The sequence below is a fragment of the Mesorhizobium sp. M1050 genome (assembly GCF_040318715.1).
GTDB lineage: Bacteria > Pseudomonadota > Alphaproteobacteria > Rhizobiales > Rhizobiaceae > Mesorhizobium.
The window spans coordinates 45458-70888 of sequence record NZ_JAMYMV010000024.1 but is presented as its reverse complement, the minus strand read 5'-3'; the positions used below and the strand labels follow the sequence as shown (position 1 = coordinate 70888).

Here is a 25431-nt window from a genome sequence, read left to right as displayed (position 1 = left end):
AAACGTGGCGGGGCGAAAACAACTGTGTTAATGGCCCGGCAAATGCATGTCGCCCAGAAGTGTGCAGCGGTTATGGTGCAACGACATGCATAGACAAAATTGCCCCCGAACCCCCGAGGATTTCAGCCCATGGCAACAGCAGCGGCAGTGTCGAACAAGTTCGAATCTTTCTTCGAAACCACGCTGGAAGATGCCGATCCGGAGATTTTCGGCGCCATCCGCAACGAACTTGGCCGCCAGCGCCATGAGATCGAGCTGATCGCCTCGGAAAACATTGTTTCCCGCGCTGTACTGGAGGCGCAGGGCTCGATCATGACCAACAAATATGCCGAGGGCTATCCAGGCAAGCGCTATTATGGCGGTTGCCAGTTCGTCGACATAGCCGAGGAACTGGCCATCGAGCGGGCCAAGAAGCTGTTCGGCTGCAACTTCGCCAACGTCCAACCGAATTCCGGCAGCCAGATGAACCAGGCGGTGTTCCTGGCGCTCTTGCAGCCCGGCGACACTTTCATGGGCCTCGACCTCAATTCGGGCGGCCACCTGACCCATGGTTCGCCGGTCAACATGAGCGGCAAATGGTTCAAGGTCGTGTCGTATGGCGTGCGCAAGGACGACCATCTGCTCGACATGGACGCCATCGAGAAGACCGCGCATGAGACCAAGCCGAAGCTGATCCTGGCTGGTGGCACTGCCTATTCGCGCGTCTGGGACTGGAAGCGTTTTCGCGAGATCGCCGATGCGGTCGGTGCCTATCTGATGGTCGACATGGCGCACATTGCTGGCCTGGTCGCTGGCGGCGTGCATCCGTCGCCACTGCCGCACGCGCATGTCGTGACGACCACCACGCACAAGTCGCTGCGCGGCCCGCGCGGCGGGATGATCCTGTGCAATGACGAGGACATCGCCAAGAAGATGAATTCGGCGGTATTCCCCGGCCTGCAGGGCGGCCCGCTGATGCATGTTATCGCCGCCAAGGCGGTTGCCTTCGGCGAAGCGCTGAAGCCGAGCTTCAAGGTCTATGCCGAGAGCGTCGCCGCCAACGCCAAGGCGCTCGCCTCCAGTCTCAAGGAAACCGGCCTCGACATCGTCTCCGGCGGCACCGACAACCATCTGATGCTGGTCGATCTCAGGCCCAAGAACGCCACCGGCAAGCGCGCCGAGGCGGCACTCGGCCGCGCCAACATCACCTGCAACAAGAACGGCATCCCGTTCGACCCGGAAAAGCCTTTCGTCACCTCGGGCGTGCGCCTCGGCACCCCGGCCGGCACCACGCGCGGCTTCGGCCAAGCCGAATTCCGCGAGATAGGCAAGCTGATCGCCGAAGTGCTGGATGGTCTCAAGGTCGCCAATTCCGACGAGGGCAATGCGACTGTGGAAGCGGCAGTCAAGGCCAAGGTCGTGGCGCTGACCGATCGTTTCCCGCTCTATCCCTATCTCGGTTGACCTGACGCGAGGCGTCATCTCTTATCGGCCAGCGGCGCGCCTGCCCATTGTTGGGTGGCGCGCCGAACAGGAGATCTGATGATGCGCAATTTCCGCCTCACCACCCTTGGGGCCCATGGTTGGCTGGTCGCTTTCCTGACACTGTCCGGCAGTGCCTTCGCGCAGACCCAGCCCACTCCAAACGTACCTGCTACCGGCACCTTCGGCAGATGGGCCACCATCGTCGATGTCCTGGACACGGGCCAGGATGCGCGCAAGACCTGCGTCGCCTCGACCGCTTTCGTCGACAGCGGCGGCTATCCTGGTACGTTGACCCTTTCGATCTCGAATGGTGATGCCTTGCCGCCGGATGCTTACCCGGCGATGACGATCGCCATCGGCAACAAGGATCTTCCGACCGGCAAGAAGATCGCGGCAAAATTCGGCGACGCCGCCGGTCAGGTTGCCGCAACCGTCTATTCCCACGATTCCGTCGCTGGCCGTCTCGCCTGGATGGTCGAGAACAAGCCCAAGACCAGCCTGGCGTTGCTGCGCGCCATGCGCCGTGCGACCACGCTCGACGTGGTCTTCGGCAAACAGCCGGTCGCGACCATCTCGATGGACGGTTTCTACAAGGCCTACCGCAGCCTTGGCATGTCTTGTGGCTTCGCGACAGCCGACGTCGCACCTTGAAGCTGCTGTCTGGCAGGCATTGGGCAGGCATTAGAGGGAAGCATTGAATGGATATCGTCTGGAAAGGCGTGGTCGGCGGATTGATGACGGCGCTGATCGTTTGGGCATCCAAACGCGGTAACATCTTGCCCGGGATCCTGCCGCTGGCACCGACCTTTGCCGTCATCGCATTGCTCGCCGTGGGCGCCAGGGGCGAACCGGGCGGCTTTCGCGATGCCTGCCTCGCCGGCGTGAAGACCATTCCTGCCTATCTCGCTTTCCTTGGCGCCTGCTGGCTGTTCATCGATCGTGTCGACTACCGGCTGGCTGTTGCCGGCGGCATCGCCATCTGGCTGATTGCCGCGCTGGCAATCTTCCTCGCGCCTCGCTATCTCTGATGCGGCAGGCCGTCGAAGGGACGGAAATGCTTCAATCCGGGCCGGAAAGGCTCTAAGCCTTTCGCTTCGCCAGATTCGCCAACCAAAGGCTCTCCATGCGCTGTCCCTATTGCCAGTCCGAAGATACGCAGGTGAAGGATTCTCGCCCAGCCGAGGATGGCGCGGCGATCCGCAGGCGGCGCGTCTGCCCCGATTGCGGTGGCCGCTTCACCACATTCGAGCGCGTGCAGTTGCGCGACCTCGTGGTGGTCAAGAAATCGGGCCGCAAAGTGCCGTTCGACCGCGACAAGCTGCTGCGCTCGGTGGAGATCGCCGTGCGCAAGCGTAATGTCGATCCCGAGCGCATCGACCGCGCGGTGACCGGCATCGTGCGCCAGCTCGAAAGCTCCGGCGAGACGGAGGTTGCTTCGGGGGAGGTCGGCCGGCTGGTCATGGAAGCGCTGAAGTCGCTCGACGATGTCGCCTATGTCCGCTTCGCCTCGGTCTACCGCAATTTTCGCGAGGCCAAGGATTTCCACGAATTGCTGGGCGAACTCAAGGGAGACGAAGTCAAAGGCGAAGAGGACGCCAGCTGAGCATGACCGCAAGCGAACAGGCCGCCCTTGATCGCCGGTTCATGGCAGCGGCGCTCAGGCTGTCGCGGAAGAACGCCGGGCGCACCTCGACCAACCCGTCTGTCGGCACGCTGATCGTGCGCGATGACGGCAACGGTCCCATGATCGTCGGCACCGGCGTCACCGCGGTCGGCGGCCGCCCGCATGCCGAAACCGAGGCCCTGGCCGAGGCCGGCGAGCTAACGCGTGGTGCTACCGCCTATGTCACGCTGGAACCTTGCGCCCACCATGGCCGCACGCCGCCTTGCGCCAATGCGCTGGTCAATGCCGGCGTCGCGCGCGTCGTCGGCGCGGCCAGCGATCCCGATCCGCGCGTGTCCGGCAGGGGCTACGCAATCCTGCGTGCCGCCGGTGTCGAGGTGGTCGAGAAGGTCTTGGCCGGGGAAGCTGCCGAGCAGATGGCCGGCTATCTGATTCGATCGCTGAGAAAACGCCCCGAAGTGGTTCTCAAGCTTGCGCTTTCCAGCGACGGCAAGATCGGCAGGGAGGGCGAGGGGCAGGTGTCGATCACCGGCGATATCGCGCGCCGCGAGGTGTATCTGATGCGGGCCGAGGCGGACGGCATACTGATCGGCATCGGCACAGCCCTTGAAGACGATCCGGCCCTGACGGTACGCTTGCCGGGGCTGGAGAACCGTTCGCCGGCGCGCATCCTGCTCGACCGCCAGATCAGGTTGCCGGAGGCCTCGAAACTGGTGTCGGGCGTGGACCGGGTACCGCTCTATGTCGCCGCTAGCCTGGAGGCCGATCCGCAGCGGCGGACTATGCTGGAACGCGCCGGGGTGCGCTTCATCGGCACCGAAACACATGAAGGCGGTGTCGCACTGCCCGAACTGCTTGAGGATCTCGCCGCGCTCGGCATGGCAAGCGTGCTGGTCGAGGGCGGCGCCAAGGTGGCGAGCGCCTTCCTCGCCGATGGGTTGGTCGACCGCATCGTGCTGTTCCAAGGGCCGGAAGCGATCGGTGATGACGGCATTGCATCGCCGATCGACGCCGAGCATATCCCGGCAGGATTTCGCAAATTGCGCGAGATGCGTTTCGGCGAAGACAGCTATGCCGAGTGGATAAGAGACATTTAGGATCAACATCGATGTTTACCGGAATTGTCACCGATGTCGGCACTGTCGCTTCCGTCGAGCCGCTCAGGGAAGGGGTGGGGTTGCGCATCGACACCACCTATGACCCCGAGACCATCGCCATCGGCGCCTCGATCTCCTGCGGCGGCGTCTGCCTGACGGTCACGGGCTTGCCCGACAGCGGCTCGAACGCGCGCTGGTTCGAGGTCGAGGCCTGGGAGGAGGCCCTCAGGCTGACGACGGCCATAGGCTGGAAATCGGGGACGCGGATCAATCTGGAGCGGGCGCTGAAGATCGGCGACGAACTCGGCGGCCACATCGTTTCGGGCCATGTCGACGGCATGGCCGAGATCGTCGAGCGCAAGGATGAGGGCGATGCGGTGCGCTTCACGCTGGAGGCGCCGCGCGACTTGGCGAAATTCATCGCGCCAAAAGGCTCGGTGGCGCTCGACGGCACCTCGCTCACCGTCAACAAGGTGGAAGGCACGCGCTTCGACGTGCTTTTGATCCACCATTCGCTGACCGTGACCACCTGGGGCGAGCGCAAGGTCGGCGACCGCGTCAATCTCGAGATCGACACCATGGCCCGCTACGCGGCGCGGCTGGCGGAGGCGGCGAAAGAGGGGCTTTGATGACTAAGGACAGAGTGAATTCCCCGCAGGACGAAAAGCTGATGCGTGAGGCGCAGGCCGACATGAACGCCGAGGAGCACGAGCGGCTCGATCTGTCTCCCAACGACAGCAGATTCTTCATTGAGGCCTTGATCAATCCGCGATCGGCGAACGATCGACTGCGCGATACGGTGCGTCGCTACCGTGAGCCTACAGGCGTCTGAGCACTGGAAACCCGATAGGTTCTGCGGACCTTCGGCGTCGCGGGCAATCTTCTGCTTGCGATCAATCCGGCTTCGGCCTAAGTCACCGGCGATCCCCGGAGACTTTTATGGCTGGCACATCCCAACACGGCAAAGCGTTTATCCGTCCGAAGAAGAAGGCACGCGTTCTGATCATCGAGGCGCGCTTCCACGACGACCTTGCCGACGCGCTGCTCGATGGCGCGACAAGCGCGCTCGATGAAGCTGGAGCGACCTATGACGTTGTCACCGTCCCCGGTTCGCTCGAAATCCCCGCGGTGATTTCCTTCGCGCTCGACGGCATGGCCGAAGGCGGCACAAACTACGACGGTTTTGTTGCGCTTGGCACCGTCATCCGCGGCGACACGTATCATTTCGACATCGTCGCCAATGAATCCAGCCGTGCTCTTATGGATATCTCCGTGCAGGACTCCGTCTGCATCGGCAACGGCATCCTGACCACCGAGAACGACGCCCAGGCCTGGACGCGTGCAAAGCGCTCGGAAGGCGACAAGGGCGGCTTTGCCGCGCGTGCGGCGCTGACCATGATCGCCCTCAAAGAACAATTGGGAGCGCTATCGTGAGCGAACCCGCTTCGCCCGGCCAGCCCGCGGTGCGCCACGCCAACAAGCGCGGTGCTGCCCGTCTGGCCGCCGTGCAGGCGCTCTATCAGATGGATGTGGCGGGCAGCGGCGTCTTCGAGATCACGGCCGAATATGAGGCTTTTCGCCTCGGCAAGGAAGTCGACGGTGCGCTCTACCGCGAGGCCGATGCGCAATGGTTTCGCGCCATCCTGGCGGGTGTCGTCGAGAACCAGAAGACCATCGATCCCATCATCCGCCAGGCGTTGACAGAGGACTGGCCGCTGTCTCGGCTCGATTCGACGCTGCGCGCCATTCTTCGCGCCGGCGTCTATGAACTGATGAAGCGCGAGGATGTTCCTGTCGCCGTCATCGTCTCCGAATATGTCGACATCGCAAAGGCTTTTTACGAGGAAGACGAGCCGAAGCTGGTCAATGCCGTGCTCGACCGCGTGTCGCGCCGGGTGCGAGGCGAGGGGCGCGGCAAGGACGCATCATGACGGCAATTGCCGTTGAGGCAGGCAAGGAAGCGCGTCGCACCGCGCTGATCCTCGCCGCTTCGCAGGCGATCATCGGCTCGGCGGCCCCCATCGCCATCTCCATGGGGGCGCTGGCCGGGCAATATCTACTTGGCCCCGACAAATCATTGGCGACGGCGCCGATCACCGGCTTCAACATCGGCGTGGCGCTCGGCGCGCTGCCAGCAGCGGCCATTATCCGCGGCATTGGCCAGCGCGGCGGCTTCATGACCGGCACGATCGTCACGGCGCTGGGCGGCCTCGTCGCCACGCTTGCGCTTTACCAGGGCAGCTTCTGGCTGTTTGCCTTTGGCTTGCTCACGATCGGTGTCGGAGGCGCCTTCGTCCAGCAGTTCCGCTTCGCCGCCGCCGACAATGCGCCGCCGGAATTCAAGGCGCGCGCCATCTCCTTCGTGCTGGCCGGCGGCATCGTCACCGCCATCCTCGGGCCGCAGATCGTCATCTTCACCCGCGAATTGTTGGCGCCGGTGATGTTTGCCGGTTCGTTCGTCTCCATCCTGCCGCTGGCCGCGGTCGGCGCCATCATCCTGTCGTTCCTGCGGCTACCGGCAAAGGCATCCAGCAGGGTAGAGATCACCGACAGCGACGCCAGGCCATTGGCCGAAATCGTGACGCAGCCGCGTTTCGTAGCGGCATTGTTCTGCGCGGTCGGCAGCTATGCGCTGATGAGCTTAGTCATGACCGGCGCCCCGCTGGCCATGGTCGGTTGCGGCCTGTCGGAGACCGATGCGACGCTAGGCATCTCCTGGCATGTCATGGCGATGTTCGCGCCGAGTTTCTTCACCGGTTCGCTGATTCATCGCTTCGGCCCCGAACGCATTGTGGCGACTGGCCTGATCCTGCTCATTGGCTGCGCCATTGTCGCCCTGTCGGGCTTGGCGTTGTGGCAATTCTGGACGTCGCTGATCCTGCTCGGCCTTGGCTGGAATTTTGGCTTCATCGGCGCCACGGCGATGGTGTCGGCAAGCTACCGGCCGTCCGAAAAGGGCAAGGTGCAAGGCTTCCACGACTTTGTCCTGTTCGGCTCCGTCGCCTGCGCTTCGCTGATGTCGGGCATGGTCTATAACGCCTGGGGCTGGGAGATGCTGAACTGGATGATATTCCCGGTCACCGTTCTGTGTTTCGTGGCGCTAGGCGCACTCAAGCTGACCGGCTTGCGCAAAGCCGAAGTCTGATCGCTCCGTCGCTTCACCTGACACAGGGCTGTCAGCATAAGGCCGGCCGCATCTGCCGCACCGCAACAAAAATATTGCGTCGGTGCCTATTGTTATGAAACCGTATGCCCCGACGAAGCGTTTGAGCCATGCTCATATGCGGCCACCGCATTTCGGTTCATAGCAAGGGGTCTTCACAATGCTTTCAGTCAAGGTTCTGGCCGGCGCGGCATTGGCGCTCGGCATCACGGCGGCTTCCGCCAGTGCTCAGGTGGTTGTCTCCTCGAAGATCGACACCGAGGGCGGCGTGCTCGGCAACATCATCCAGCTGGTGCTCAACGCCAACAACATCAAGACATCAGATCGCATCCAACTCGGCGGCACGCCGGTGGTGCGCAAGGCGATCACCGCCGGCGAGATCGACATCTATCCCGAATACACCGGCAACGCCGCCTTTTTCTTCGAGAAGGCCGACGATCCTGTGTGGAAGGATGCCGCCAAGGCCTATGAGACTGCCAAGAAGCTCGACTACGACGCCAACAAGATCGTCTGGCTGTCGCCGTCTCCGGCCAACAACACCTGGGCGATTGCGCTGCGCAAGGAGGTTGCCGAGACTAACAAGCTCGCCACACTGTCAGACTTCGGCAAGTACGTCGCGGGCGGCGGTCAGGTAGTGCTTGCGGCTTCCGCCGAGTTCGTCAATTCGGCGGCAGCACTCCCGGCGTTCCAGACCACATATGGCTTCACACTGAAGCCGGACCAGTTGATCACGCTCTCCGGCGGCGACACGGCGGCGACCATCGCCGCGGCAGCCAACCAGACCAATGGCGCCAACGCGGCCATGGTCTACGGCACCGATGGCGGCATCGCGCCGTCTGGCCTCGTCGTGCTCGATGATGACAAGGGCGTCCAGCCGGTCTACCAGCCGGCGCCGATCATCCGCGAAGCGGTGCTGAAACAACACCCCGAGATCGAGACGCTGCTGAAGCCGGTCTTCGCCAAGCTCGACCTCGTCACGCTGCAGGAACTGAACGGGCGCGTGCAGGTCGGCGGCGAGCCGGTCAAGGGCGTCGCCGAAGACTTCCTGAAGAAGAACGGGTTTTTGAAATAGTCTGCGCGTTTCAACAAAGTGACGTTGGTGCGAAGCACCCTCCTCTGTCCTGCCGGACATCTCCCCCTCAAGGGGGGAGATTGGCAGCTTCAGCGCCGGAACTCAGCTTGCACCTCTGAAAGTTGGCGAAAGCCGTCGGGACATCCGATCTCCCTCCTTGAGGGGGAGATGGCCGGCAGGCCAGAGGGGGGCGCCTCGCGCGGACCTCCGCGTCCTGCAACGCGATCCTGCTCAGGGCGCGCCGCTCTGCACGGGCGCGAGCCATGACCCTCCGCTTCGACAAGCTCGGCGTGGTGATCGCCGCGATATCAGCCTACGCGGCTTTTGCGGCGCCCTTTGCCACGTTCCGTGCCAACCGCATCGTCCCCGGTCAGGCGCGCTTGATTATCGAGGCATTGCCGGCAGCGACCGGGCCGATGCTGCTCGCCATCATAGTCGCCGCGGCACTTGTCGCGCTGTTCAGGACACCGCTCGCGCTGCGCCTGGCAGCCAGCGCGGTGGCGCTTGCCGCACTCGCGCTGCTGATCGGCGTCGCCGGCACATTTCTCACGCCGGCGGGCAACACCTTTGCGAGAATTTCGCCGGCCTCCGGTTTCTGGAGTCTCATCTTTGCCTTCACGCTCTTGCTCGCCGACGTGCTGACACGGCTGAATCTGTCGCCCTGGGCGAGGGTTGGCGCGCTCGTGGTCGCGGCTTTGGCGATCGGTCTGTTGTTGATTTCGGGAAGCTGGGACAATCTGTCGATCCTGAAGGAATATTTCAACCGCGCCGACAGTTTCTGGATCGAAGGTTCCAAGCACGTGACGCTGGCGCTTGGTTCGCTGCTTGCCGCGGTGGTTGTCGGCCTGCCGCTCGGCATCCTCTGCCATCGCGTCGAAGGGCTGCGCGCCGGCGTGCTCAACGTACTCAACATCATCCAGACCATTCCCTCGATCGCGCTGTTCGGCCTGCTGATCGCGCCGCTCGGCTGGGTTGCCACGCATGTGCCGGGGGCTGCTGCCCTCGGCATTCGCGGCATCGGCACCGCGCCCGCCTTCGTCGCGCTTTTCCTTTATTCGCTGCTGCCGGTTGTGGCCAACACCGTGGTCGGTCTCGCCGGTGTGCCGCGGGCCGCCAACGACGCCGCGCGCGGCATGGGCATGACCGAGAGGCAGCGCCTGTTCGGCGTCGAGTTTCCGCTGGCTTTTCCTGTCATCCTCACCGGCATCCGCATCGTCTTGGTGCAGAACATCGGCCTTGCCACCATTGCCGCTCTGATCGGTGGCGGCGGTTATGGCGTGTTCGTCTTTCAGGGTGTCGGCCAGACGGCGATGGACCTTGTGCTGCTCGGCGCGGTGCCGACGGTGGCACTCGCCTTCGCCGCCGCCATCGTCCTCGACGCGGTGATCGAAATGACCGCCACCAAGCGCAGGGTTGAAACGGCATGATCGAGATCGAAGGCATTACCAAGCGCTACGACGCAACGACGGTGGTCGATGATGTCTCGATGGTCATCGAGCCGCGCACCATCGCCGTTATCGTCGGCACGTCCGGATCGGGCAAGACGACGCTCCTGCGCATGATCAACCGGCTGGTCGAACCGACCTCGGGCATCATCAAGCTCGACGGCGCCGACAATCGCTCGCTGCCCGGTTACGAACTGCGCCGCAGCATCGGCTACGCGATCCAGGGCCACGGCCTGTTTCCGCATCGTACGGTGGCGCAGAACATTGCCACCGTGCCGGTGCTGCTCGGCTGGGACAAAGACCGCATCAAGGCCCGCGTCGACGAACTGATGACGCTTTACCAGCTCGATCCCGAAGCCTTCGGGCCGCGCTATCCGCACGAACTGTCCGGCGGCCAGCAGCAGCGCGTCGGCGTTGCCCGCGCGCTCGCCGCCGAGCCCAACGTGCTGTTGATGGACGAACCGTTCGGCGCGCTGGACCCGATCATCCGCACCAAGGCGCAGGAGGATCTGCTGGCGATCCAGAAGCGCTTCGGCACCACCATCATCCTCGTCACGCACGATATGGAAGAGGCCGTGCATATGGGTGACAAGATCGCGGTGATGGACGCCGGCAAGCTTGTGCAATACGCCAAGCCCGCCGAAATCCTGGCGAAGCCGGCAAGCGCCTTCGTCGAAACCCTGGTCGGCGCCAGCGAGCGGCCGTTCCGGTTGCTGTCTCTCGGCCGCGTACGCGACGCCATGGAGAAAGGCGCCGCCGAAGGCGAAGCGATCCCTGGCGACGCCAGCCAGCGCGATGCACTGGCTGAATTGCTGTGGTCAGGCAGGCCGGCGCTGCCCGTCAAAGGCGCCGACGGCAAGCCGCTTGGCCGCGTCACGGTCGACGGTCTGGTCAAACGCGCGGCGAGGCCGGCATGAAGGCCTGGCTTCCATCGCTGCTCAGGCTAGCCCTGGTGGTGCTGCTCGTTGCTTTCGTCACCAATCCCGGCTGGTTCGAGCCGTTGCTGAAGCCGCTGACAGAGAACAACGCGCCGGTAATCTACAACCAGGGCAGCCTGCTGACGCTGACATTGCTGCATTTGCGCACCGTCCTGATCGCCACCGTGGCCGCGACCATTGTCGCTGTAGCGCTTGCCATCCTGGTCACAAGGCCGGCCGGCGCCGAATTCCTGCCGCTGTCGCGCAGCCTGGTCAACATCGGCCAGACCTTTCCGCCGGTGGCGGTGCTGGCGCTTGCGGTGCCGGCCGTCGGATTCGGCGAGAGGCCGACGCTGATCGCGCTGTTTCTCTACGGCCTGCTGCCGATCTTCGAAAATGCGCTGACCGGCCTGACGACGCTGCCGGCCAATGTCGTCGAGGCGGCGCGCGGTGCCGGCATGACCGGCTGGCAAAGGCTCACCAAGGTCGAACTGCCGCTCAGCGCCCCTATCATCCTCGGCGGCATCAGACTGTCGGTGGTGATCAGCCTTGCCACCGCCACCATCGGCTCGACGGTGGCCGCCAGGACCCTCGGCGAAGTGATCATCGCCGGGCTGTTGTCGAACAACCTCGCCTTCGTCCTGCAGGGCGGCCTGATCGTGGCAGCCCTGGCCGTCCTGATCTATGACGGCCTGTCGGCGATCGAGCGCTACACGGCGCGCCGCATGGGCCGGGAGGCAGAGTAGCCTCGTGCTGCGTCAGGGGCCAATTTCAATCGATCTAATAGGAGGGTACTGACGGCAGGTCATCGCTTGGTCCAAACCATTTGGGCGAAAGCCGGGCAAAAACCGAACAATATCTTGACGTTCGCAGCCCTGTTTCGCATACACCGCTGCGAAGAGGCGGATTCCGTGCGCGGAATCCGATCTTTGTCTCAACGGCCCAGGGAGGGGTTCTTTTGGGCCATCAATCGAGGAAAATCCGGCAATGACAATTATCTCCGCCGTCATCGCCTGCGGCCTGCTTTCAATCCTTTACGCCATCTGGGCGACACGTTCGGTCCTTGCGGCCGATCAGGGCAATGCACGCATGCAGGAAATCTCCGCGGCCATCCGCGAGGGCGCACAAGCCTATCTGGCGCGTCAGTACACCACCATCGCCATCGTTGGCGTCGTCGTCCTCGTGCTCGCCTGGTGGTTGCTGTCCATTACCGCCGCGGTCGGCTTCCTGATCGGTGCAGTGCTTTCGGGCTCCGCCGGCTTCATCGGCATGCATGTCTCCGTTCGCGCCAACGTTCGGACGGCTCAGGCCGCATCAAACAGCCTCGCTGCCGGCCTCGACATCGCGTTCAAGTCGGGCGCCATCACCGGCATGCTCGTTGCTGGCCTGGCCTTGCTTGGCGTGTCGATCTACTACCTTGTCCTGACCCACTTCTTGGGCCTTCAGCCCGATGACCGCATCGTCATCGACTCGCTGGTCTCGCTCGGCTTCGGCGCGTCGCTGATCTCGATCTTCGCCCGTCTCGGCGGCGGCATCTTCACCAAGGGTGCCGATGTCGGCGGCGATCTCGTCGGCAAGGTCGAAGCCGGTATTCCCGAGGATGATCCGCGCAACCCGGCCACCATCGCCGACAATGTCGGCGACAATGTCGGCGACTGCGCCGGCATGGCCGCCGACCTGTTCGAAACCTATGCGGTGACCGTTGTCGCCACCATGGTTCTCGGCTCCATCTTCTTTGGCGGCACCGCCGTTCTGGGTGCTGCGATGCTCTATCCGCTCGCCATTTGCGGCGCCTGCATCCTGACCTCGATCGTCGGCACTTTCTTCGTCAAGCTCGGCTCCAACGGCTCGATCATGGGCGCCCTCTACAAGGGCCTGATCGTCACCGGCCTGTTGTCCGTCGTCGGTCTCGGCGTCGCAACCTCCGTATGCCTTGGCTGGGGCGAGATCGGCACTGTCGCCGGCATGGTCATCACTGGCAAGAACCTGTTCATCTGCGGCCTAATCGGCCTCGCGGTGACCGGTCTCATCGTCGTGATCACCGAATACTACACCGGCACCAACAAGCGCCCGGTCAACTCCATCGCCCAGGCGTCGGTGACCGGTCACGGCACCAACGTCATCCAGGGCCTTGCGGTTTCGCTGGAATCGACGGCACTGCCGGCGATCGTCATCGTCGGCGGCATCATCTCGACCTATCAGCTCGCCGGGCTCTATGGCACGGCGATCGCGGTCACGACGATGCTCGGCCTTGCCGGCATGATCGTTGCGCTCGACGCCTTCGGCCCGGTCACCGACAATGCTGGCGGCATTGCTGAAATGGCCGGCCTGCCCAAGGAAGTGCGCCACTCCACCGACGCGCTCGACGCGGTCGGCAACACCACCAAGGCGGTGACCAAGGGCTACGCCATCGGTTCGGCCGGCCTCGGCGCGCTGGTGCTGTTCGCCGCTTATTCGAACGACCTGAAGTTTTTTGCCGCCAATGGCGACAAATATCCCTACTTCAAGGGCATGGGCGAGATCTCCTTCGATCTCTCCAACCCTTACGTCGTCGCCGGTCTGATCTTCGGCGGCCTGATCCCGTATCTGTTCGGCGGCATCGCCATGACGGCTGTCGGCCGTGCGGCCGGCGCCATCGTCGAGGAGGTGCGCAAGCAGTTCCGCGAGGACCCGGGCATCATGGCGGGCACCTCCAAGCCGAACTACGCCCGCGCGGTCGATCTGCTGACCAAGGCGGCGATCCGGGAAATGATCATCCCGTCTCTGCTGCCGGTGCTGGCACCGCTCGTCGTCTATTTCGGCGTGCTGCTGATCTCGGGCTCGAAGGCGTCCGCCTTTGCAGCGCTGGGAGCCTCGCTGCTCGGCGTCATCGTCAACGGCCTGTTCGTCGCCATCTCGATGACCTCGGGTGGCGGCGCCTGGGACAACGCCAAGAAGTCCTTCGAAGACGGCTTCGTCGACAAGGACGGCGTCAAGCACCGCAAAGGTTCCGAGGCGCACAAGGCTTCGGTGACCGGCGACACGGTCGGCGATCCCTACAAGGACACCGCCGGCCCGGCCGTCAACCCGGCGATCAAGATCACCAACATCGTGGCTCTCCTGCTGCTGGCCGTGCTCGCGCACGGCTGATCGAAGAGCATTGGTCGAAACAAAACCCGCGGGAGCGATCCCGCTGGTTTTGCTATTGAACGACACGACGTCGATCCCTCAGTGCTTCTCTTCGGCCCAGCCTTCGCGGCGTTCGCGATAACGCAAGCGCCCAGGCCTGGCCCGCGTCTCGACTGTCGGCCACTCTAATTCTGTTTGGCGAGCATTCCGCCGCCTCGCCTTGACCGTGGCCATAACAAAAACCCGCAGGATCGCTCCCACGGGTTTTTGGTCGCCTGAGATGGTGCTGCCCTCTCCGGGCGGTCTGAGATCAGGGAGTGCCGCCGCCGGGAACGCCGGGGGCCAGCTTGCTGGCGCCGTTGATGATCTGGCTGAGGAAGTTCTGGTCCTTGCCGCCGGTCGGTGTGGTGCGCGAGATGAAGTCGAAAATCTTGCCGTCCTTCAAGCCATATTTGGCGATCTGGGTGACGCGGCCGTCGGCGCCGAAATAGACCGCCAGCACCTTCTGGTCGATGAGCCTCGGCTTGTCGAAGGCGACGTAGCGCTTGCGCGTTTGCGAAATGTAGTAAAACGCCTCATTGTCGAAGGTCGCCGTCGTCGACGGCGTGCCGAGCGCCAGCAGCACCTGCTCGCGGCTGGAACCGACGGGCACCGAATCGATTGCCTGCTGGTCGATGACGTACCCCTGCGTCAGCGTTTCGCTTGGGCTGAGGTCACCGACCATCTTGGAGGTATGGCAGGCGGATAGCGCCGAAACGATAACCAGCAGCGAGATTGCGCCGGCGGGCCTGGATGAGAAGGTCGACTTGAAATTCAGCGCGCGCAACAACAACTCCATTAGCTGGCCGCAACTTGCGCTGGGCCGCGAAACCGGTAAACCAGCTTGCTTGCCGATGCAACAAGGCCACTTCAACAAACGGTCCCCAGGAGACCATCCCCAATGTTCCAGCGCCTTTTTGGCCGCGAACGCCACGCCAACCGCGCTATCACCGAGGCGCTTTACGCACAAATCGTGGCGGCCGCGCGGCAGACCGTGTTTTATTCCCATTGGAATGTGCCGGACACGCCGCTTGGCCGTTTCGAGATGCTGTCGCTGCACATGTTCCTGTTCCAGCACCGGTTGCGCGGCGAGGGTGGCGTGGCGCAAGAGGTTGCCCAGGTGCTGATCGACGAGTTCTTCCTCGACGTGGATCATTCGCTGCGGGAATTGGGCGTTGGCGATGTCGGTGTACCCAAGCGCATGAAAAAGTTGGCAAGGATGTTTTATGGCCGAACCGCCGCATATGACGATGCGCTGGAAAGAAATGACCGCAACGGGCTCACCGCAGCCCTTGCCCGCAATGTCCGGCCCGACTCCGGCGCCTGGCCAGAAGCATCGCTCCTTGCCAACTACGTCACCGATGCTCGCGATCAACTGGCCGCGCAGTCATCCGAATCGATTGTCGCCGGCACGCTGGCGTTTCCCGTCGCCAAGGGAGATTGAACAATGAAGCACGTTGACCTGCAAAGCCCGGTATCCTTCCGCGCAAACGTCACTCGCCTGCCGCAGAAGGGTCTGCCGATGGTTATCGAGGCCGATGCCGCACAGCGTGCGGCGCTGGCCGAGGAGCACGGGCTGATTTCGGTCGAATCCTATCGCGCCGAGCTTCTGGTGGCGTCATGGAAGCGCAATGGCGTGAAGGTCAGCGGTCGCGTCGAAGCCGACATCACCCAGGCCTGTATCGTCACGCTCGAGCCTGTCGAGGCGCATATCGACGAACCGGTCGAAGCGCTGTTGCTGCCTGAGGACTCCAAGCTTGGACGGCAGGGTTTCGAGGGTGGCGGCGAGATCCTGCTCGACGCCGAAGGCCCTGACAGTCCCGAAACATTTTCCGGTGACACGATCGATGTCGGAGCACTTGCCGAACAGTACTTCGGACTGGCCATCGACCCTTATCCGCGCAAGCAGGGTGCCTCGCTGGCGGCCGGCAGCGAGACCGAACCGGCGGAGAATGAATTTCAGCAAAAACTGCGATCCTTGCTGGGAAAATCCTGAAAACCTCGCCCGTGACGGAAAAGCCGGTTGTGCGGCAGCCCAAAACCGTTATTTTCGCCGAACCTTCGGGGTCGCTGAAGCGACCTGCCGCCTAACCGTGAGATAAATACCGCGTGATCAGGATTTCCATCGATGCCATGGGCGGCGATCACGGACCAGCCGTGGTCATTCCGGCGCTCATGACCGTCGCGACCCGCCGTCCCGACATCCGCTTCGTCATCTTCGGGCGTGAGGAGGTCGTGCGCCCGGAACTCGCCAAATTTCCGAAGCTCGCCGCGGTCACCGAGTTCTTCCATTGCGAGGTGGCGGTCAGAATGGACGACAAGCCGAGCCAGGCGCTGCGCCAGGGCCGCTGGAAGTCGTCGATGTGGAAGGCGGTGGAAGCGGTCAAGGCCGGCACGGCGGACGCCTGCATTTCCGCCGGCAATACCGGCGCGCTGATGGCGATGTCGAAATTCTGCCTGCGCACCATGGCCACCATCGATCGCCCGGCGATCGCGGCCCTGTGGCCGACATTGCGGGGCGAAAGCGTGGTGCTGGACGTTGGCGCCACCATCGGCGCCGATGCGCACCAGCTGATCGACTTTGCCATTCTGGGCACCGGCATGGCGCGCTCGGTCTTCGGCGTCGCCAGGCCGACCGTTGGCCTGCTCAATGTCGGGGTTGAGGAGATCAAGGGCCAGGAAGAGGTCAAGGAGGCCGGGCGCATGCTGCGCGAAGCCAACATGGCCTCGATGAACTATCATGGTTTCGTCGAGGGCGACGACATCGGCAAGGGCGTGGTCGACGTTGTCGTCACCGAAGGCTTTGCCGGCAACATCGCGCTGAAAACGGCGGAAGGCACGGTGCGCCAGATCAGTGGTTATCTGCGCGCGGCGATGAGCCGGACGCTGATGGCCAGGATCGGCTACATTTTCGCCAAGGGCGCTTTCGATCGCCTGCGCGAAAAGATGGATGTCGGCCGCTCCAACGGCGGCGTCTTCCTTGGACTGAACGGCATCGTGGTGAAAAGCCACGGCGGTGCCGATTCGGACGGCTTCGCTGCGGCGATCGAGCTTGGCTATGATATGGTGCGCAACAATCTGCTCGACCGCATCGAGGCCGACCTCCACCTGTTCCATGCGCGCAACCCGCATGCCCAGGCAAACAGGAAATCCGACGTCGTAACCGACGCAAAGGAATAGGAAAGAACTTTGATCAGATCAGTCGTGCGCGGCACGGGCGCCGCCCTGCCCCGCAGAATCATGAAGAATGCCGATTTCGAAGGCATGGTCGAAACATCCGACGAGTGGATCGCGCAGCGCACCGGCATTCGCCAGCGCCATATCGCTGGGGATGACGAGACCACGGCTTCGCTCGGTGAGGCGGCGGCGCGCGCAGCGCTTGCCAATGCTGGTCTCACGCCCGCCGACATCGATCTGGTCGTGCTGGCGACCTCGACGCCCAACAACACCTTCCCGGCCACCGCCGTCGATATCCAGAACCGGCTCGGCATGCATCACGGCTTTGCCTTCGATCTGCAGGCGGTCTGCTCGGGCTTTGTCTATGCCGTGGCCACCGCCGATCTCTACATCCGCGGCGGTCTCGCCAAGCGCGTCCTGGTCATCGGCTCGGAGACGTTCTCGCGCATCCTCGACTGGAGCGACCGCTCGACCTGTGTGCTGTTCGGCGACGGCGCCGGTGCCGTGGTCGTGGAAGCCGGCGAGGGGACTGGCGCAATCGCCGACCGTGGCGTGCTGGCGGCCAGCCTGCGCTCGGACGGTACTCACAAGGACAAGCTTTTCGTCGACGGCGGGCCGTCGACCACGGGCACCGTCGGCCACCTCCGAATGGAGGGCCGCGAAGTCTTCAAGCATGCGGTGGGCATGATTACCGACGTCATCGAAGCGACGTTCGCGCAAGCCGGCATCACCGCCGATGACCTCGATTGGTTCGTGCCGCACCAGGCCAATAAACGAATTATTGACGCTTCCGCCAAGAAGCTCGGGATAGCCGAGCAAAAGGTGGTGGTCACGGTCGATTTGCACGGTAACACCTCGGCTGCTTCCGTGCCCCTGGCGCTTTCGGTGGCCGTCGCGGACGGCCGCATCAAGAAGGGCGATCTGGTGCTTCTGGAGGCCATGGGTGGCGGCTTCACCTGGGGTGCGGTCCTGGTTCGCTGGTAAGTGCCAAACGGTCCGGTTTCGGTCCTTGACCTTGCCGGATCAATTACTTAGGCTCTATCGTTGTTGTGCCGAATTTTATGTTTTGAGCTGATGGGACGGTCGGATGGGGGGAAAGACACTTACGCGCGCCGACCTTGCCGAGGCGGTTTACCGGAAGGTCGGCCTGTCGCGCACTGAATCGGCCGAACTCGTCGAAGCGGTGCTGGACGAAATCTGCGAAGCGATCGTCCGTGGCGAGACGGTGAAGCTGTCGTCCTTCGCGACGTTCCACGTTCGCTCCAAGAACGAGCGCATCGGCCGCAATCCCAAGACCGGCGAAGAAGTGCCGATCCTGCCGCGCCGGGTGATGACCTTCAAGTCGTCGAACGTGCTGAAGAACCGTATCTTGCGCTCCCATCAAAGCGGCAAGGCCAAAAGCGGCAAGTAGACCATCGCGCGGTTGAAAACCGCCGCCGCCATGACGCCGGGCTTGAATATTGCTTCATAAACCGCTGAAATGAGACCCGATTCGGCAGGACAAGCCGGATCATCGTCCAGCGTGAGGATTCGCCCATGGACAAGAGCCCCGACGCCTTTCGTACCATCAGCGAGGTCGCTGAGGATCTCGATTTGCCGCAGCATGTGCTGCGCTTCTGGGAAACGCGTTTCACCCAGATCAAGCCGATGAAGCGCGGGGGCGGCCGTCGTTACTATCGGCCGCAGGATGTCGAACTGATCAAGGGCATCCGCCACATGCTCTACGACCAGGGCTACACCATCAAGGGCGTGCAGAAGCTGTTGCGCGAGAACGGCAATCATTTCCTGGTCGCCATCGGCAGTGGCGACATGGCGGCCGTTGAGGCGATCTCGCAGCGAAAGCAGGCCGATCAAGTGCCGTTGACTCCCGCGGCCCAGCCGCGCGGCATGGACGACGAACTGGTTGGCCAGCCGCGCGTCAAACCCAGCCGCCGCTTTTTCGGCCTGGGCAAGAGCGACGAGGACGGTCCGGTGCAGCCGGACGCGTCAAAACTCTCGCGCGACAATCGCGCGCTGCTGCAGGAAGCGCTGTTCGACCTTCTGGAATGCAAGCGCCTGCTTGACCAGGTGCGCTAAAGCAATTCCAGGAAAGCTTTGAAACGGTTTTAGAGCTGCCCGATGTGATGTCGATATTTCGAAAACCGGAACCCGTCTACCGATGAGGCGTTACGCTTCCTTCTAAACGTGAAGGAAACACATCATGGCATCATCTTCGACCCTCTCGGATGTCGATCTCGACAGACAGGTCGCGGCTCTGACCAAGGAATTGGCCAGCCTGAGAAAGGCCGTGGCCAAGCGAGGCGCTGCCTACTACGAGGACGGTCGCGATGCCGCGCTCGACACCTATTCCGACCTTGCCGAACGTCTGCGCGATGCCATGCCGGCAATCCGCAAACGGGGCAGGGTGATCGAGAAGTCGGCCCGCGATCATCCGGCGGTAGCCGCTGCGGTCGGCCTTGTGGTGGTTGGCCTCGTCGCCAGCCTGCTGTTCAGCCGGCGCTGAGGAGTAGGCCCGGTCATTCGGATGCTGAAGATCCCCGACGCTGTCGTTCGACGAAATCGACGCGCCCGCATCGTGTCGCGCCGCAGTGCCAAGAGGAGACCAGCCTTGAACAAGTAGCCAAGGCCGGTCTTCTGGTTGGCATGTTAGTAGGCCTTCCTCATCATGTTCTTCATGTGGTGGTGATGAACGTGATGGCGGCGATGCATCCCATAGTGGCAAACAGCGTGGTGGTGATGACGATGATGTCTTGCCATCGGGGCCGCATCCGCGCTCGTTGCGCCGATCACCGGCACCGTGAAAGCAAGTGCAACTGCAAGCCCGAGGGCCGAGAGGAGGGACTTCTTCATGGATCGTTTCCTTCTTAGCAGGTCATCGGCTCGGTCATCCGATCGCCGCGAATGGGATTACGCTCCTGAATTTTTTCGTCAGTATCTCCCGATTGTAGAATCTTGTTTCCGGACTGTTTCTACGCAATCCAGGGCCGCCGGCGTCATAATCGCCAGGGCCGAAACGCCGCGCCTCGCAGGCGGCTGGTTCACGATCCCGTGACGGTCCGTTTGGCTCTTGGCAAATCGCTGGCGAGCGGGCATCTTCCCGGTCGTCTCAGGCAACACTCCTCATTTGATCAAACCTTTCAGTCATGGAGTTGCCAATGCCCCATAATGCAAAAAGCGAAGCCCGCCCCGAATCGGCAATCAACGGGAGCGGGCCTGATTACAGCACCCTCAGAGCGATGCGGGAGGCCCGCGGCTACAGCGTGGAAAAGCTTTCCCTGACGTGCGGTCTGGCGGTCGACGAGATTGAGGATATCGAGAGCGGCAAGGTGACCGATCCGTTGAAGCTGCGTCGTATTGTGTCCGCGCTTCGACTTCCCCAGGAGGCCTTGATCACCCCGGCCGCGCCGACGCCGGCCGCGCAAGGTCGATCCCTGTCATAATCTGCACCAGGTATTCCAAAGAACCCGCCAAGGCCCCCTTGGCGGGTTCTTTGTACCTGCCGCCGCGTTCGCTTCTTGCCGATTTGTGTGTCGCGCGTGTTCATACGCGCGGCGGCCAAAATCCGCTGGAAGTCACTCTACCGTCCATCAGTTTTGAATCATGGATTTGACGATGAGCCTGGAATCCGTTCGTGCCTTCTTCGCCACCCACGCACCCGACATCGATGTCATCGTCACGGAAGCGAGTTCGGCGACGGTGACCTTGGCGGCGGAGGCGCATGGCGTGCTGTCGGCACAGATCGCCAAGACGATCTGCCTGCGCGTCGGTGATCGCACCATGCTGGTGGTGACCAGCGGTATCGCCAGGCTGGACAACCGCAAGTTCAAGGACCAGTTCGGCGGCAAGCCGCGCATGCTCGACGCCGCCGAGGTTGTCGAAGCGACGAGCCATCCGGTCGGCGGTGTCTGTCCGTTCGGCCTGCCGGCGCCACTGCCGACATTCTGTGATGTATCGCTGCGCGAATTCGACGAGGTCGTGCCGGCCGCAGGCGCCACCAATGCCGCGGTGCGGATAGCGCCACAGCGGATGATTGACCTTGTTGGTGCCGAATGGGTCGATGTGTGTCAGGGGTAGGTCAGCGCCGGCATTTCAGGGTTCGCCACCACCCGCGATCGTACCGGCATGATAGGCGCCGAATTTCGGTTGACCCGACCGGGGTTATCACGATACATCGCGACCGGTCCGGAGTGTAGCGCAGCCCGGTAGCGCACTTGACTGGGGGTCAAGGGGTCGTCGGTTCGAATCCGGCCACTCCGACCATTTTGAAGCAGGACTTCCCCCGAGTCCGCATTGGCTGGAAATCCGGCCAGATCAGCTAAGTTTCCAATCTTTAACTTCTTGCTTGAACCGACGCAGGCCGCGACAGCCGCTGGTGGCGATACTCCAGTGCAATCGCGCCCCATATCAGGCCGAGCAGCAGGTAGACGTGGCGCCAGTGGTCGATGTCGATGAAGGTGCCGAGCCCGATGTTGCCGATGAAGGCGACATAGGCGCACAGGAGATAGGGCTGCCACGGCCGGTCGCGCAGCAGGATGCGGAAGCCAGCTGATATCGTCCATAAGACGAGCGCAAGGAACGACACGAAGCCGAGCCAGCCATAGTCCATCAGCATCTTCAGCCAGATGTCGTGGGTGTCCTCGCCAAAAATCTTGCCGAAGACCAGCGGGCCGATGCCGAACGGATGCTCCATCGCCATCTGGAAGCCGATCCCGTAGCGGGCGAAACGGCCGAGGCGGGCAGTGTCGTAGCTCTGCTCGAGATGGGCGCGGTTGGAGAACATTTCCGACACGCCGGGCAGTTGCAGGATGACGATCATGGCGACGACCAGCAGTGCCAGCGCGGCGATCGTCATCACCACCACGCGCAGCCGGAATATGCCGCTGGCGCTCTGCAGGAACAGGCAGCCGGTGAGCAGGACAGCCGAGACGGCGAACATGCCCCAGGCGCCGCGCGAGAAGGAAAAGAAGATGCCCGCCGTGATGATCAGCAGCGGCACTGCCAACAGCGGCATACGTGTGACCGGTCCGGTCAACAGCAGATAGAGCAGATAGATGCCGGGCAGCACCAGGAATGGTCCGAACACGTTTGGATCCTGGAAAGCGCCGGCGGCGCGGTCGTATTTGGTGAACATCTCCGCGCCCGGAAAGGCGTGGAAATAGCCGGCAATGCCAAGCAGCGAGGTTATCACCGCCGACACGACATAGGCGACGAAGATCAGCCGGTAGAGGCTGGGTTGCACCGCGGTCACCGAGGCGAAAAACACGGCGGTGAAGGCAAGAAACAGCGAGACGGCGAGATAGAGCGGCGTATTGGCGAGATCCGACATCTGCGTCATCGACATCATGCCGCCGATGTTCATCGTCACCAGCAGCATCAGGAGCGGCATTGCCGCACGCGACACCCTGAGGCCGAACAGGGCCCAGATGGCGATCAGCCCCGCCATGTAAAGTTCGTAAGGCGCCGGTTCGCTGATGACGAAGCCGGACAGGAATATGCCGAGGAAGACCGCGCATGAGGAGATCAGTGCGATCAGCTTGGCGTTGACCGCCGCGCGCGGCAAATCATGGCTGATCGCGCTCAATAGGCGTTTTCCGTGTTGAGCAGCCGCACCGGCGTCAGGAACAGGATGCGCAAGTCGAACAGCAGCGACCAGTTCTCGATGTAATAGAGGTCGTACTCCGTCCGCATGCGGATCTTCTCGTTGGTGTCCATCTCGCCGCGCCAGCCATTGATCTGCGCCCAGCCGGTGACGCCGGGCTTGACCTTGTGGCGCGCGAAATAGCCGTCGACCACTTCGTTGTAGAGCAGGTTGTGCGACTGCGCCGCGATGGCATGCGGGCGCGGACCGACAAGCGACAGCGAACCCAAGAGCGAGTTGAAGAACTGCGGCAACTCGTCGATCGAGGTCTTGCGGATGAAGCGGCCGACGCGGGTGACGCGCGGGTCGTTCTTGGTCACCGTCTGCTTGGCGGTCGGGTCGGCCTTGTCCGTATACATGGAACGGAACTTGTAGACCTCGATGATCTCGTTGTTGAAGCCATGCCGCTTCTGGTGGAACAGCACCGGCCCCTTGCTGTCCAGCTTGATGGCGATGGCGGTCGCCAGCATCACCGGCGAGAACACGACGATGCCGATGAGACTGAAGACGATATCGAAGGCGCGCTTGGCGACCGAATCCCAGTCGTTGATAGGCTTGTCGAAGATATCGAGCATCGGCACCGAGCCGATGTAGGAATAGGCGCGCGGGCGAAATTGCAGTGCGTTGGAATGCGCCGACAGCCGGATGTCGACCGGCAGCACCCATAGTTTCTTCAGCAGCTGCAACACGCGCGATTCCGCAGTCAGCGGCAGCGACACGATCAGCATGTCGATGCGGGCGATGCGAGCGAATTCGATCAGTTCCGAGATGGTGCCGAGCTTCGGATAGCCGGCGACGATGGGCGGCGAGCGCTTGTCCCCGCGATCGTCGAAGATGCCGCAGATGCGGATGTCGTTGTAAGGCTGCTTTTCGACCGAACGGATCAGGATTTCCGCCGCCTTGCCGCCGCCGACGATGACGGCGCGCCGTTCCATGCGGCCATCGCGCGCCCAGCGCCGGATCAACTTCGACATCACCAGCCTGAGGCCGAAGATGAGGACGAAACCGATGACGAACCAGCTGCCGAACAAAAGGCGCGAATAGTCTTGCGCCATCTTCATGGCGAACGCGGTCAACGCCATCAGGGCGAAGGCACCAGCCCAGGCCAGCAGGATGCGGCTGAAATTAGCGATCGGCCGCATCAGCGAAACAACCTGGTAGCAGTCGGTAACGTCGAGCAGAACCACGGCCAGGAAAGACGCGGCGGCGATCGTCAGCGGATACTGCCAGGCGAGATAGTTGAAGAACCCGACAAAATGGAAATAGACGGCGAGCCCAGACAGCAGCAGCAAGCCGAATTCGACCATACGCAGCACACCGCTGACCATGATCGGCGACATCGTATCGCGCCTGTACTGCGTAGCGACCTGGCGGGCGACATCGTTCATGCCGATGGGAGTATCGCCATCGGCCGGGCCGTCGAATTTACGCACCGCCTCTGCTGAAAAGCGGCGCGCGGGGTCGATCTCGTTCATGGGGCTTTCCGCAAGCTTCCCGACGGTGAATAGCAAAAGAGAGCTAAGAAACCCTTGAAACAACCTGTGGTTTTGAAACGGCTATCTGTCGAGCGCGGCGAAGTAGGCCTTTTCGATGTCGGCGGCCATCACATCGGCGCCGAACCGCGCCTTGAGGTTCGCGCCATCGGGCATCAGGTTGATATAGGCAGCAGGGTCGGCCAGCGCTTGGCCTATCTTGTCGGCAAGCTCGACCGGGTCGGGCCGGATCAGCGCAGGGGAACCGGTGCCGAATATCTCCGGAATGCCGCCGACTGCGGTGGCGACCATCGGCTTTCCCGCGGCAAGCGTTTCCAGGACGATATAGGGCATGGCTTCGGCGCGTGAGGGAACGATGACGAGCGCCGCCAGCGCAAAGGCATCCCTGGCCGGCATTGGCGGCAGGAAACGGACATGACGCTCAAGCCCCAGGCGTTTTACTTGCACGTGGTAGCGCGGCAGGTCATCGCCGTGTCCAACCATGACCGCGGTCAGCGCGCGGCCGAACTGGGGGCCGGCCAGCGCCAAAGCATCGATAAAGATATCCGGCCCCTTCAGGTCGCGCATCATGCCGATATAGAGAAGATCGGCTGCGTCGGGCTCGGTGATCGCCGGCTCGAATTCGGTGGCGCGCAGACCGTTATAGACAAGGGTGTTGGGAATGGGCGGTTCGCCGACCTTATGGCGATACGTTCGCCTCTCATAGTCGGAGACAAACAGCAGGCAGTCGGTGAAGCGGGCCATGAAGCGCTCGAGCGCGAAGAACAGCTTTCCGGTGGTCGTGTTCTCGTCATAGTGGAGAGAGCCGCCATGCGGCGAATAGAGGCGGGCTACGCGAGACCTTGATACCCGCAACAATGAGCCGAACAGACGGGCATAAGCGCCACCCTTGGCGCCGTGCCCGTGCAAAACGTCCGGCCGCAATTCCTTGATGATCCTGTAAGTGCGCCAGGCCGAGGCAAGGTCGCCCGGGCCGACATGGCGCTGCATCGGCGTGCGATGGATGCCGAGCGCCAGCATGTCCTTCATCTGCTCGAACAGATGTTCCTCGAACTCGCCGCCCGTCGTCGAATCGCAAACGATGCCGACGGAATGCCCGGCGGCGACCTGCGCCTCGGTCAGGTCGCGCACATGGCGGAAAATTCCCCCGACGGGTGAGCGAAAGCAATGGACGATCCTGAGGGTGTCCGCCAC

The 25431-nt window shown here is 62.9% G+C and carries 29 protein-coding genes and 1 tRNA gene; 25 read left to right on the top strand and 5 right to left on the bottom strand.

Going from position 1 to position 25431, the window contains the following annotated elements; genetic code table 11:
- The first annotated feature begins 129 nt into the window (after positions 1-129).
- From glyA to NKH57_RS15635, 15 genes are all read left to right on the top strand, one after another.
- Positions 130-1443, top strand: a complete 1314-nt coding sequence (gene glyA / locus NKH57_RS15705; protein ID WP_023759906.1) for a serine hydroxymethyltransferase — start codon at positions 130-132, stop codon at positions 1441-1443.
- 81 nt (positions 1444-1524) lie between these two features.
- Positions 1525-2115, top strand: a complete 591-nt coding sequence (locus NKH57_RS15700; RefSeq protein WP_352945285.1) for a hypothetical protein — start codon at positions 1525-1527, stop codon at positions 2113-2115.
- A 47-nt stretch (positions 2116-2162) separates the two neighbouring features.
- A complete protein-coding gene (locus tag NKH57_RS15695) occupies positions 2163-2492 on the top strand; it encodes a GlpM family protein (RefSeq protein ID WP_352605228.1) in 330 nt (109 codons plus the stop codon).
- A 95-nt stretch (positions 2493-2587) separates the two neighbouring features.
- Positions 2588-3067 carry a transcriptional regulator NrdR gene (gene nrdR / locus NKH57_RS15690; protein WP_256750776.1) on the top strand — a complete coding sequence of 160 codons (480 nt, stop codon included), beginning with the start codon at positions 2588-2590 and terminating at the stop codon, positions 3065-3067.
- Between the two features lie 2 nt (positions 3068-3069).
- The gene (gene ribD / locus NKH57_RS15685) at positions 3070-4185 is read left to right on the top strand and encodes a bifunctional diaminohydroxyphosphoribosylaminopyrimidine deaminase/5-amino-6-(5-phosphoribosylamino)uracil reductase RibD (RefSeq protein ID WP_352945279.1); all 1116 of its coding nucleotides are present in this window, start codon (positions 3070-3072) and stop codon (positions 4183-4185) included.
- An 11-nt stretch (positions 4186-4196) separates the two neighbouring features.
- On the top strand, positions 4197-4814 hold the full coding sequence (locus NKH57_RS15680; RefSeq protein ID WP_352945277.1) for a riboflavin synthase: 618 nt from the start codon (positions 4197-4199) through the stop codon (positions 4812-4814).
- Complete coding sequence (locus NKH57_RS15675; RefSeq protein ID WP_352945275.1) at positions 4814-5017, top strand: type II toxin -antitoxin system TacA 1-like antitoxin; 204 nt, start codon at positions 4814-4816, stop codon at positions 5015-5017. Before NKH57_RS15680 ends, NKH57_RS15675 begins: the two co-directional genes overlap by 1 nt.
- A 107-nt stretch (positions 5018-5124) precedes the next feature.
- The gene (locus NKH57_RS15670) at positions 5125-5619 is read left to right on the top strand and encodes a 6,7-dimethyl-8-ribityllumazine synthase (RefSeq protein WP_023759900.1); all 495 of its coding nucleotides are present in this window, start codon (positions 5125-5127) and stop codon (positions 5617-5619) included.
- Positions 5616-6116, top strand: a complete 501-nt coding sequence (gene nusB, locus NKH57_RS15665) for a transcription antitermination factor NusB (RefSeq protein ID WP_023798402.1) — start codon at positions 5616-5618, stop codon at positions 6114-6116. Before NKH57_RS15670 ends, nusB begins: the two co-directional genes overlap by 4 nt.
- Positions 6113-7330 carry an MFS transporter gene (locus NKH57_RS15660; RefSeq protein WP_352945272.1) on the top strand — a complete coding sequence of 406 codons (1218 nt, stop codon included), beginning with the start codon at positions 6113-6115 and terminating at the stop codon, positions 7328-7330. Before nusB ends, NKH57_RS15660 begins: the two co-directional genes overlap by 4 nt.
- A gap of 178 nt (positions 7331-7508) precedes the next feature.
- A complete protein-coding gene (osmF, locus tag NKH57_RS15655) occupies positions 7509-8420 on the top strand; it encodes a glycine betaine ABC transporter substrate-binding protein OsmF (RefSeq protein ID WP_352730571.1) in 912 nt (303 codons plus the stop codon).
- Positions 8421-8683: 263 nt separating this feature from the next.
- Complete coding sequence (locus NKH57_RS15650) at positions 8684-9847, top strand: ABC transporter permease (RefSeq protein WP_352945270.1); 1164 nt, start codon at positions 8684-8686, stop codon at positions 9845-9847.
- On the top strand, positions 9844-10782 hold the full coding sequence (locus NKH57_RS15645) for an ABC transporter ATP-binding protein (RefSeq protein ID WP_352945268.1): 939 nt from the start codon (positions 9844-9846) through the stop codon (positions 10780-10782). Before NKH57_RS15650 ends, NKH57_RS15645 begins: the two co-directional genes overlap by 4 nt.
- A complete protein-coding gene (locus NKH57_RS15640) occupies positions 10779-11528 on the top strand; it encodes an ABC transporter permease (RefSeq protein ID WP_352945266.1) in 750 nt (249 codons plus the stop codon). The genes NKH57_RS15645 and NKH57_RS15640 overlap by 4 nt, the downstream gene beginning before the upstream one ends.
- A gap of 241 nt (positions 11529-11769) precedes the next feature.
- Positions 11770-13911, top strand: a complete 2142-nt coding sequence (locus NKH57_RS15635) for a sodium-translocating pyrophosphatase (protein ID WP_352945265.1) — start codon at positions 11770-11772, stop codon at positions 13909-13911.
- Between the two features lie 289 nt (positions 13912-14200).
- Here the strand turns inward: NKH57_RS15635 and NKH57_RS15630 are convergent, their stop codons facing one another.
- The gene (locus tag NKH57_RS15630; protein WP_352945263.1) at positions 14201-14716 is read right to left on the bottom strand and encodes an outer membrane protein assembly factor BamE; all 516 of its coding nucleotides are present in this window, start codon (positions 14714-14716) and stop codon (positions 14201-14203) included.
- A 114-nt stretch (positions 14717-14830) separates the two neighbouring features.
- Between NKH57_RS15630 and NKH57_RS15625 the strand changes: the two genes are divergently transcribed.
- The 7 genes from NKH57_RS15625 (at position 14831) to NKH57_RS15595 (ending at position 19609) form a co-directional block, all read left to right on the top strand.
- A complete protein-coding gene (locus NKH57_RS15625) occupies positions 14831-15373 on the top strand; it encodes a ubiquinol-cytochrome C chaperone family protein (protein ID WP_023759889.1) in 543 nt (180 codons plus the stop codon).
- Positions 15374-15376: 3 nt separating this feature from the next.
- Positions 15377-15925 (top strand): YceD family protein, encoded by a 549-nt coding sequence (locus NKH57_RS15620; protein WP_352945261.1) that lies wholly within the window; start codon positions 15377-15379, stop codon positions 15923-15925.
- A gap of 113 nt (positions 15926-16038) precedes the next feature.
- Positions 16039-17109: a phosphate acyltransferase PlsX gene (gene plsX, locus NKH57_RS15615; protein WP_023759887.1), complete on the top strand. Its 1071-nt coding sequence runs from the start codon at positions 16039-16041 to the stop codon at positions 17107-17109.
- Between the two features lie 9 nt (positions 17110-17118).
- Positions 17119-18090, top strand: coding sequence for a beta-ketoacyl-ACP synthase III (locus NKH57_RS15610; protein WP_023759886.1), 972 nt, complete (start codon positions 17119-17121; stop codon positions 18088-18090).
- A gap of 103 nt (positions 18091-18193) precedes the next feature.
- The gene (locus NKH57_RS15605) at positions 18194-18517 is read left to right on the top strand and encodes an integration host factor subunit alpha (RefSeq protein WP_023759885.1); all 324 of its coding nucleotides are present in this window, start codon (positions 18194-18196) and stop codon (positions 18515-18517) included.
- A 125-nt stretch (positions 18518-18642) separates the two neighbouring features.
- Positions 18643-19182 carry a MerR family transcriptional regulator gene (locus tag NKH57_RS15600; protein WP_023759884.1) on the top strand — a complete coding sequence of 180 codons (540 nt, stop codon included), beginning with the start codon at positions 18643-18645 and terminating at the stop codon, positions 19180-19182.
- 124 nt (positions 19183-19306) lie between these two features.
- Positions 19307-19609, top strand: coding sequence for a hypothetical protein (locus NKH57_RS15595; RefSeq protein ID WP_352945258.1), 303 nt, complete (start codon positions 19307-19309; stop codon positions 19607-19609).
- Positions 19610-19752: 143 nt separating this feature from the next.
- Here NKH57_RS15595 and NKH57_RS15590 read toward each other — a convergent pair whose 3' ends face one another.
- Positions 19753-19956: a hypothetical protein gene (locus NKH57_RS15590; RefSeq protein WP_352945256.1), complete on the bottom strand. Its 204-nt coding sequence runs from the start codon at positions 19954-19956 to the stop codon at positions 19753-19755.
- Positions 19957-20261: 305 nt separating this feature from the next.
- On the opposite strand from NKH57_RS15590, the gene NKH57_RS15585 reads away from it, so the two are divergent.
- The 3 genes from NKH57_RS15585 to NKH57_RS15575 all read left to right on the top strand — a co-directional run bounded on the left by NKH57_RS15585 (position 20262) and on the right by NKH57_RS15575 (position 21366).
- Positions 20262-20546: a helix-turn-helix domain-containing protein gene (locus NKH57_RS15585; protein WP_352945254.1), complete on the top strand. Its 285-nt coding sequence runs from the start codon at positions 20262-20264 to the stop codon at positions 20544-20546.
- Between the two features lie 172 nt (positions 20547-20718).
- Positions 20719-21180, top strand: coding sequence for a YbaK/EbsC family protein (locus NKH57_RS15580; protein ID WP_352945252.1), 462 nt, complete (start codon positions 20719-20721; stop codon positions 21178-21180).
- Between the two features lie 109 nt (positions 21181-21289).
- Positions 21290-21366 (top strand) — tRNA-Pro (locus NKH57_RS15575).
- Between the two features lie 70 nt (positions 21367-21436).
- On the opposite strand, the gene NKH57_RS15570 is transcribed toward NKH57_RS15575, so the two are convergent.
- The 3 genes from NKH57_RS15570 to NKH57_RS15560 form a co-directional block, all read right to left on the bottom strand.
- On the bottom strand, positions 21437-22687 hold the full coding sequence (locus NKH57_RS15570) for an O-antigen ligase family protein (protein ID WP_352945251.1): 1251 nt from the start codon (positions 22685-22687) through the stop codon (positions 21437-21439).
- The gene (locus NKH57_RS15565; RefSeq protein WP_352605253.1) at positions 22684-24219 is read right to left on the bottom strand and encodes an undecaprenyl-phosphate glucose phosphotransferase; all 1536 of its coding nucleotides are present in this window, start codon (positions 24217-24219) and stop codon (positions 22684-22686) included. Before NKH57_RS15565 ends, NKH57_RS15570 begins: the two co-directional genes overlap by 4 nt.
- An 81-nt stretch (positions 24220-24300) precedes the next feature.
- On the bottom strand, positions 24301-25431 hold the full coding sequence (locus tag NKH57_RS15560; protein WP_352945249.1) for a glycosyltransferase family 4 protein: 1131 nt from the start codon (positions 25429-25431) through the stop codon (positions 24301-24303).

Bases quoted from the DNA above. Each gene is read 5' to 3' on its own strand.
- NKH57_RS15590 (WP_352945256.1), bottom strand. From the start codon at position 19,956: ATGAAGAAGTCCCTCCTCTCGGCCCTCGGGCTTGCAGTTGCACTTGCT.
- NKH57_RS15605 (WP_023759885.1), top strand. From the start codon at position 18,194: ATGGGGGGAAAGACACTTACGCGCGCCGACCTTGCCGAGGCGGTTTAC.
- NKH57_RS15620 (WP_352945261.1), top strand. From the start codon at position 15,377: ATGAAGCACGTTGACCTGCAAAGCCCGGTATCCTTCCGCGCAAACGTC.
- NKH57_RS15585 (WP_352945254.1), top strand. From the start codon at position 20,262: ATGCCCCATAATGCAAAAAGCGAAGCCCGCCCCGAATCGGCAATCAAC.
- NKH57_RS15580 (WP_352945252.1), top strand. From the start codon at position 20,719: ATGAGCCTGGAATCCGTTCGTGCCTTCTTCGCCACCCACGCACCCGAC.
- NKH57_RS15635 (WP_352945265.1), top strand. From the start codon at position 11,770: ATGACAATTATCTCCGCCGTCATCGCCTGCGGCCTGCTTTCAATCCTT.
- NKH57_RS15565 (WP_352605253.1), bottom strand. From the start codon at position 24,219: ATGAACGAGATCGACCCCGCGCGCCGCTTTTCAGCAGAGGCGGTGCGT.
- NKH57_RS15640 (WP_352945266.1), top strand. From the start codon at position 10,779: ATGAAGGCCTGGCTTCCATCGCTGCTCAGGCTAGCCCTGGTGGTGCTG.
- osmF (WP_352730571.1), top strand. From the start codon at position 7,509: ATGCTTTCAGTCAAGGTTCTGGCCGGCGCGGCATTGGCGCTCGGCATC.
- NKH57_RS15700 (WP_352945285.1), top strand. From the start codon at position 1,525: ATGCGCAATTTCCGCCTCACCACCCTTGGGGCCCATGGTTGGCTGGTC.
- glyA (WP_023759906.1), top strand. From the start codon at position 130: ATGGCAACAGCAGCGGCAGTGTCGAACAAGTTCGAATCTTTCTTCGAA.
- NKH57_RS15645 (WP_352945268.1), top strand. From the start codon at position 9,844: ATGATCGAGATCGAAGGCATTACCAAGCGCTACGACGCAACGACGGTG.
- NKH57_RS15660 (WP_352945272.1), top strand. From the start codon at position 6,113: ATGACGGCAATTGCCGTTGAGGCAGGCAAGGAAGCGCGTCGCACCGCG.
- nrdR (WP_256750776.1), top strand. From the start codon at position 2,588: ATGCGCTGTCCCTATTGCCAGTCCGAAGATACGCAGGTGAAGGATTCT.
- NKH57_RS15675 (WP_352945275.1), top strand. From the start codon at position 4,814: ATGACTAAGGACAGAGTGAATTCCCCGCAGGACGAAAAGCTGATGCGT.
- NKH57_RS15695 (WP_352605228.1), top strand. From the start codon at position 2,163: ATGGATATCGTCTGGAAAGGCGTGGTCGGCGGATTGATGACGGCGCTG.
- NKH57_RS15650 (WP_352945270.1), top strand. From the start codon at position 8,684: ATGACCCTCCGCTTCGACAAGCTCGGCGTGGTGATCGCCGCGATATCA.
- ribD (WP_352945279.1), top strand. From the start codon at position 3,070: ATGACCGCAAGCGAACAGGCCGCCCTTGATCGCCGGTTCATGGCAGCG.
- NKH57_RS15670 (WP_023759900.1), top strand. From the start codon at position 5,125: ATGGCTGGCACATCCCAACACGGCAAAGCGTTTATCCGTCCGAAGAAG.
- NKH57_RS15625 (WP_023759889.1), top strand. From the start codon at position 14,831: ATGTTCCAGCGCCTTTTTGGCCGCGAACGCCACGCCAACCGCGCTATC.
- NKH57_RS15600 (WP_023759884.1), top strand. From the start codon at position 18,643: ATGGACAAGAGCCCCGACGCCTTTCGTACCATCAGCGAGGTCGCTGAG.
- NKH57_RS15595 (WP_352945258.1), top strand. From the start codon at position 19,307: ATGGCATCATCTTCGACCCTCTCGGATGTCGATCTCGACAGACAGGTC.
- NKH57_RS15680 (WP_352945277.1), top strand. From the start codon at position 4,197: ATGTTTACCGGAATTGTCACCGATGTCGGCACTGTCGCTTCCGTCGAG.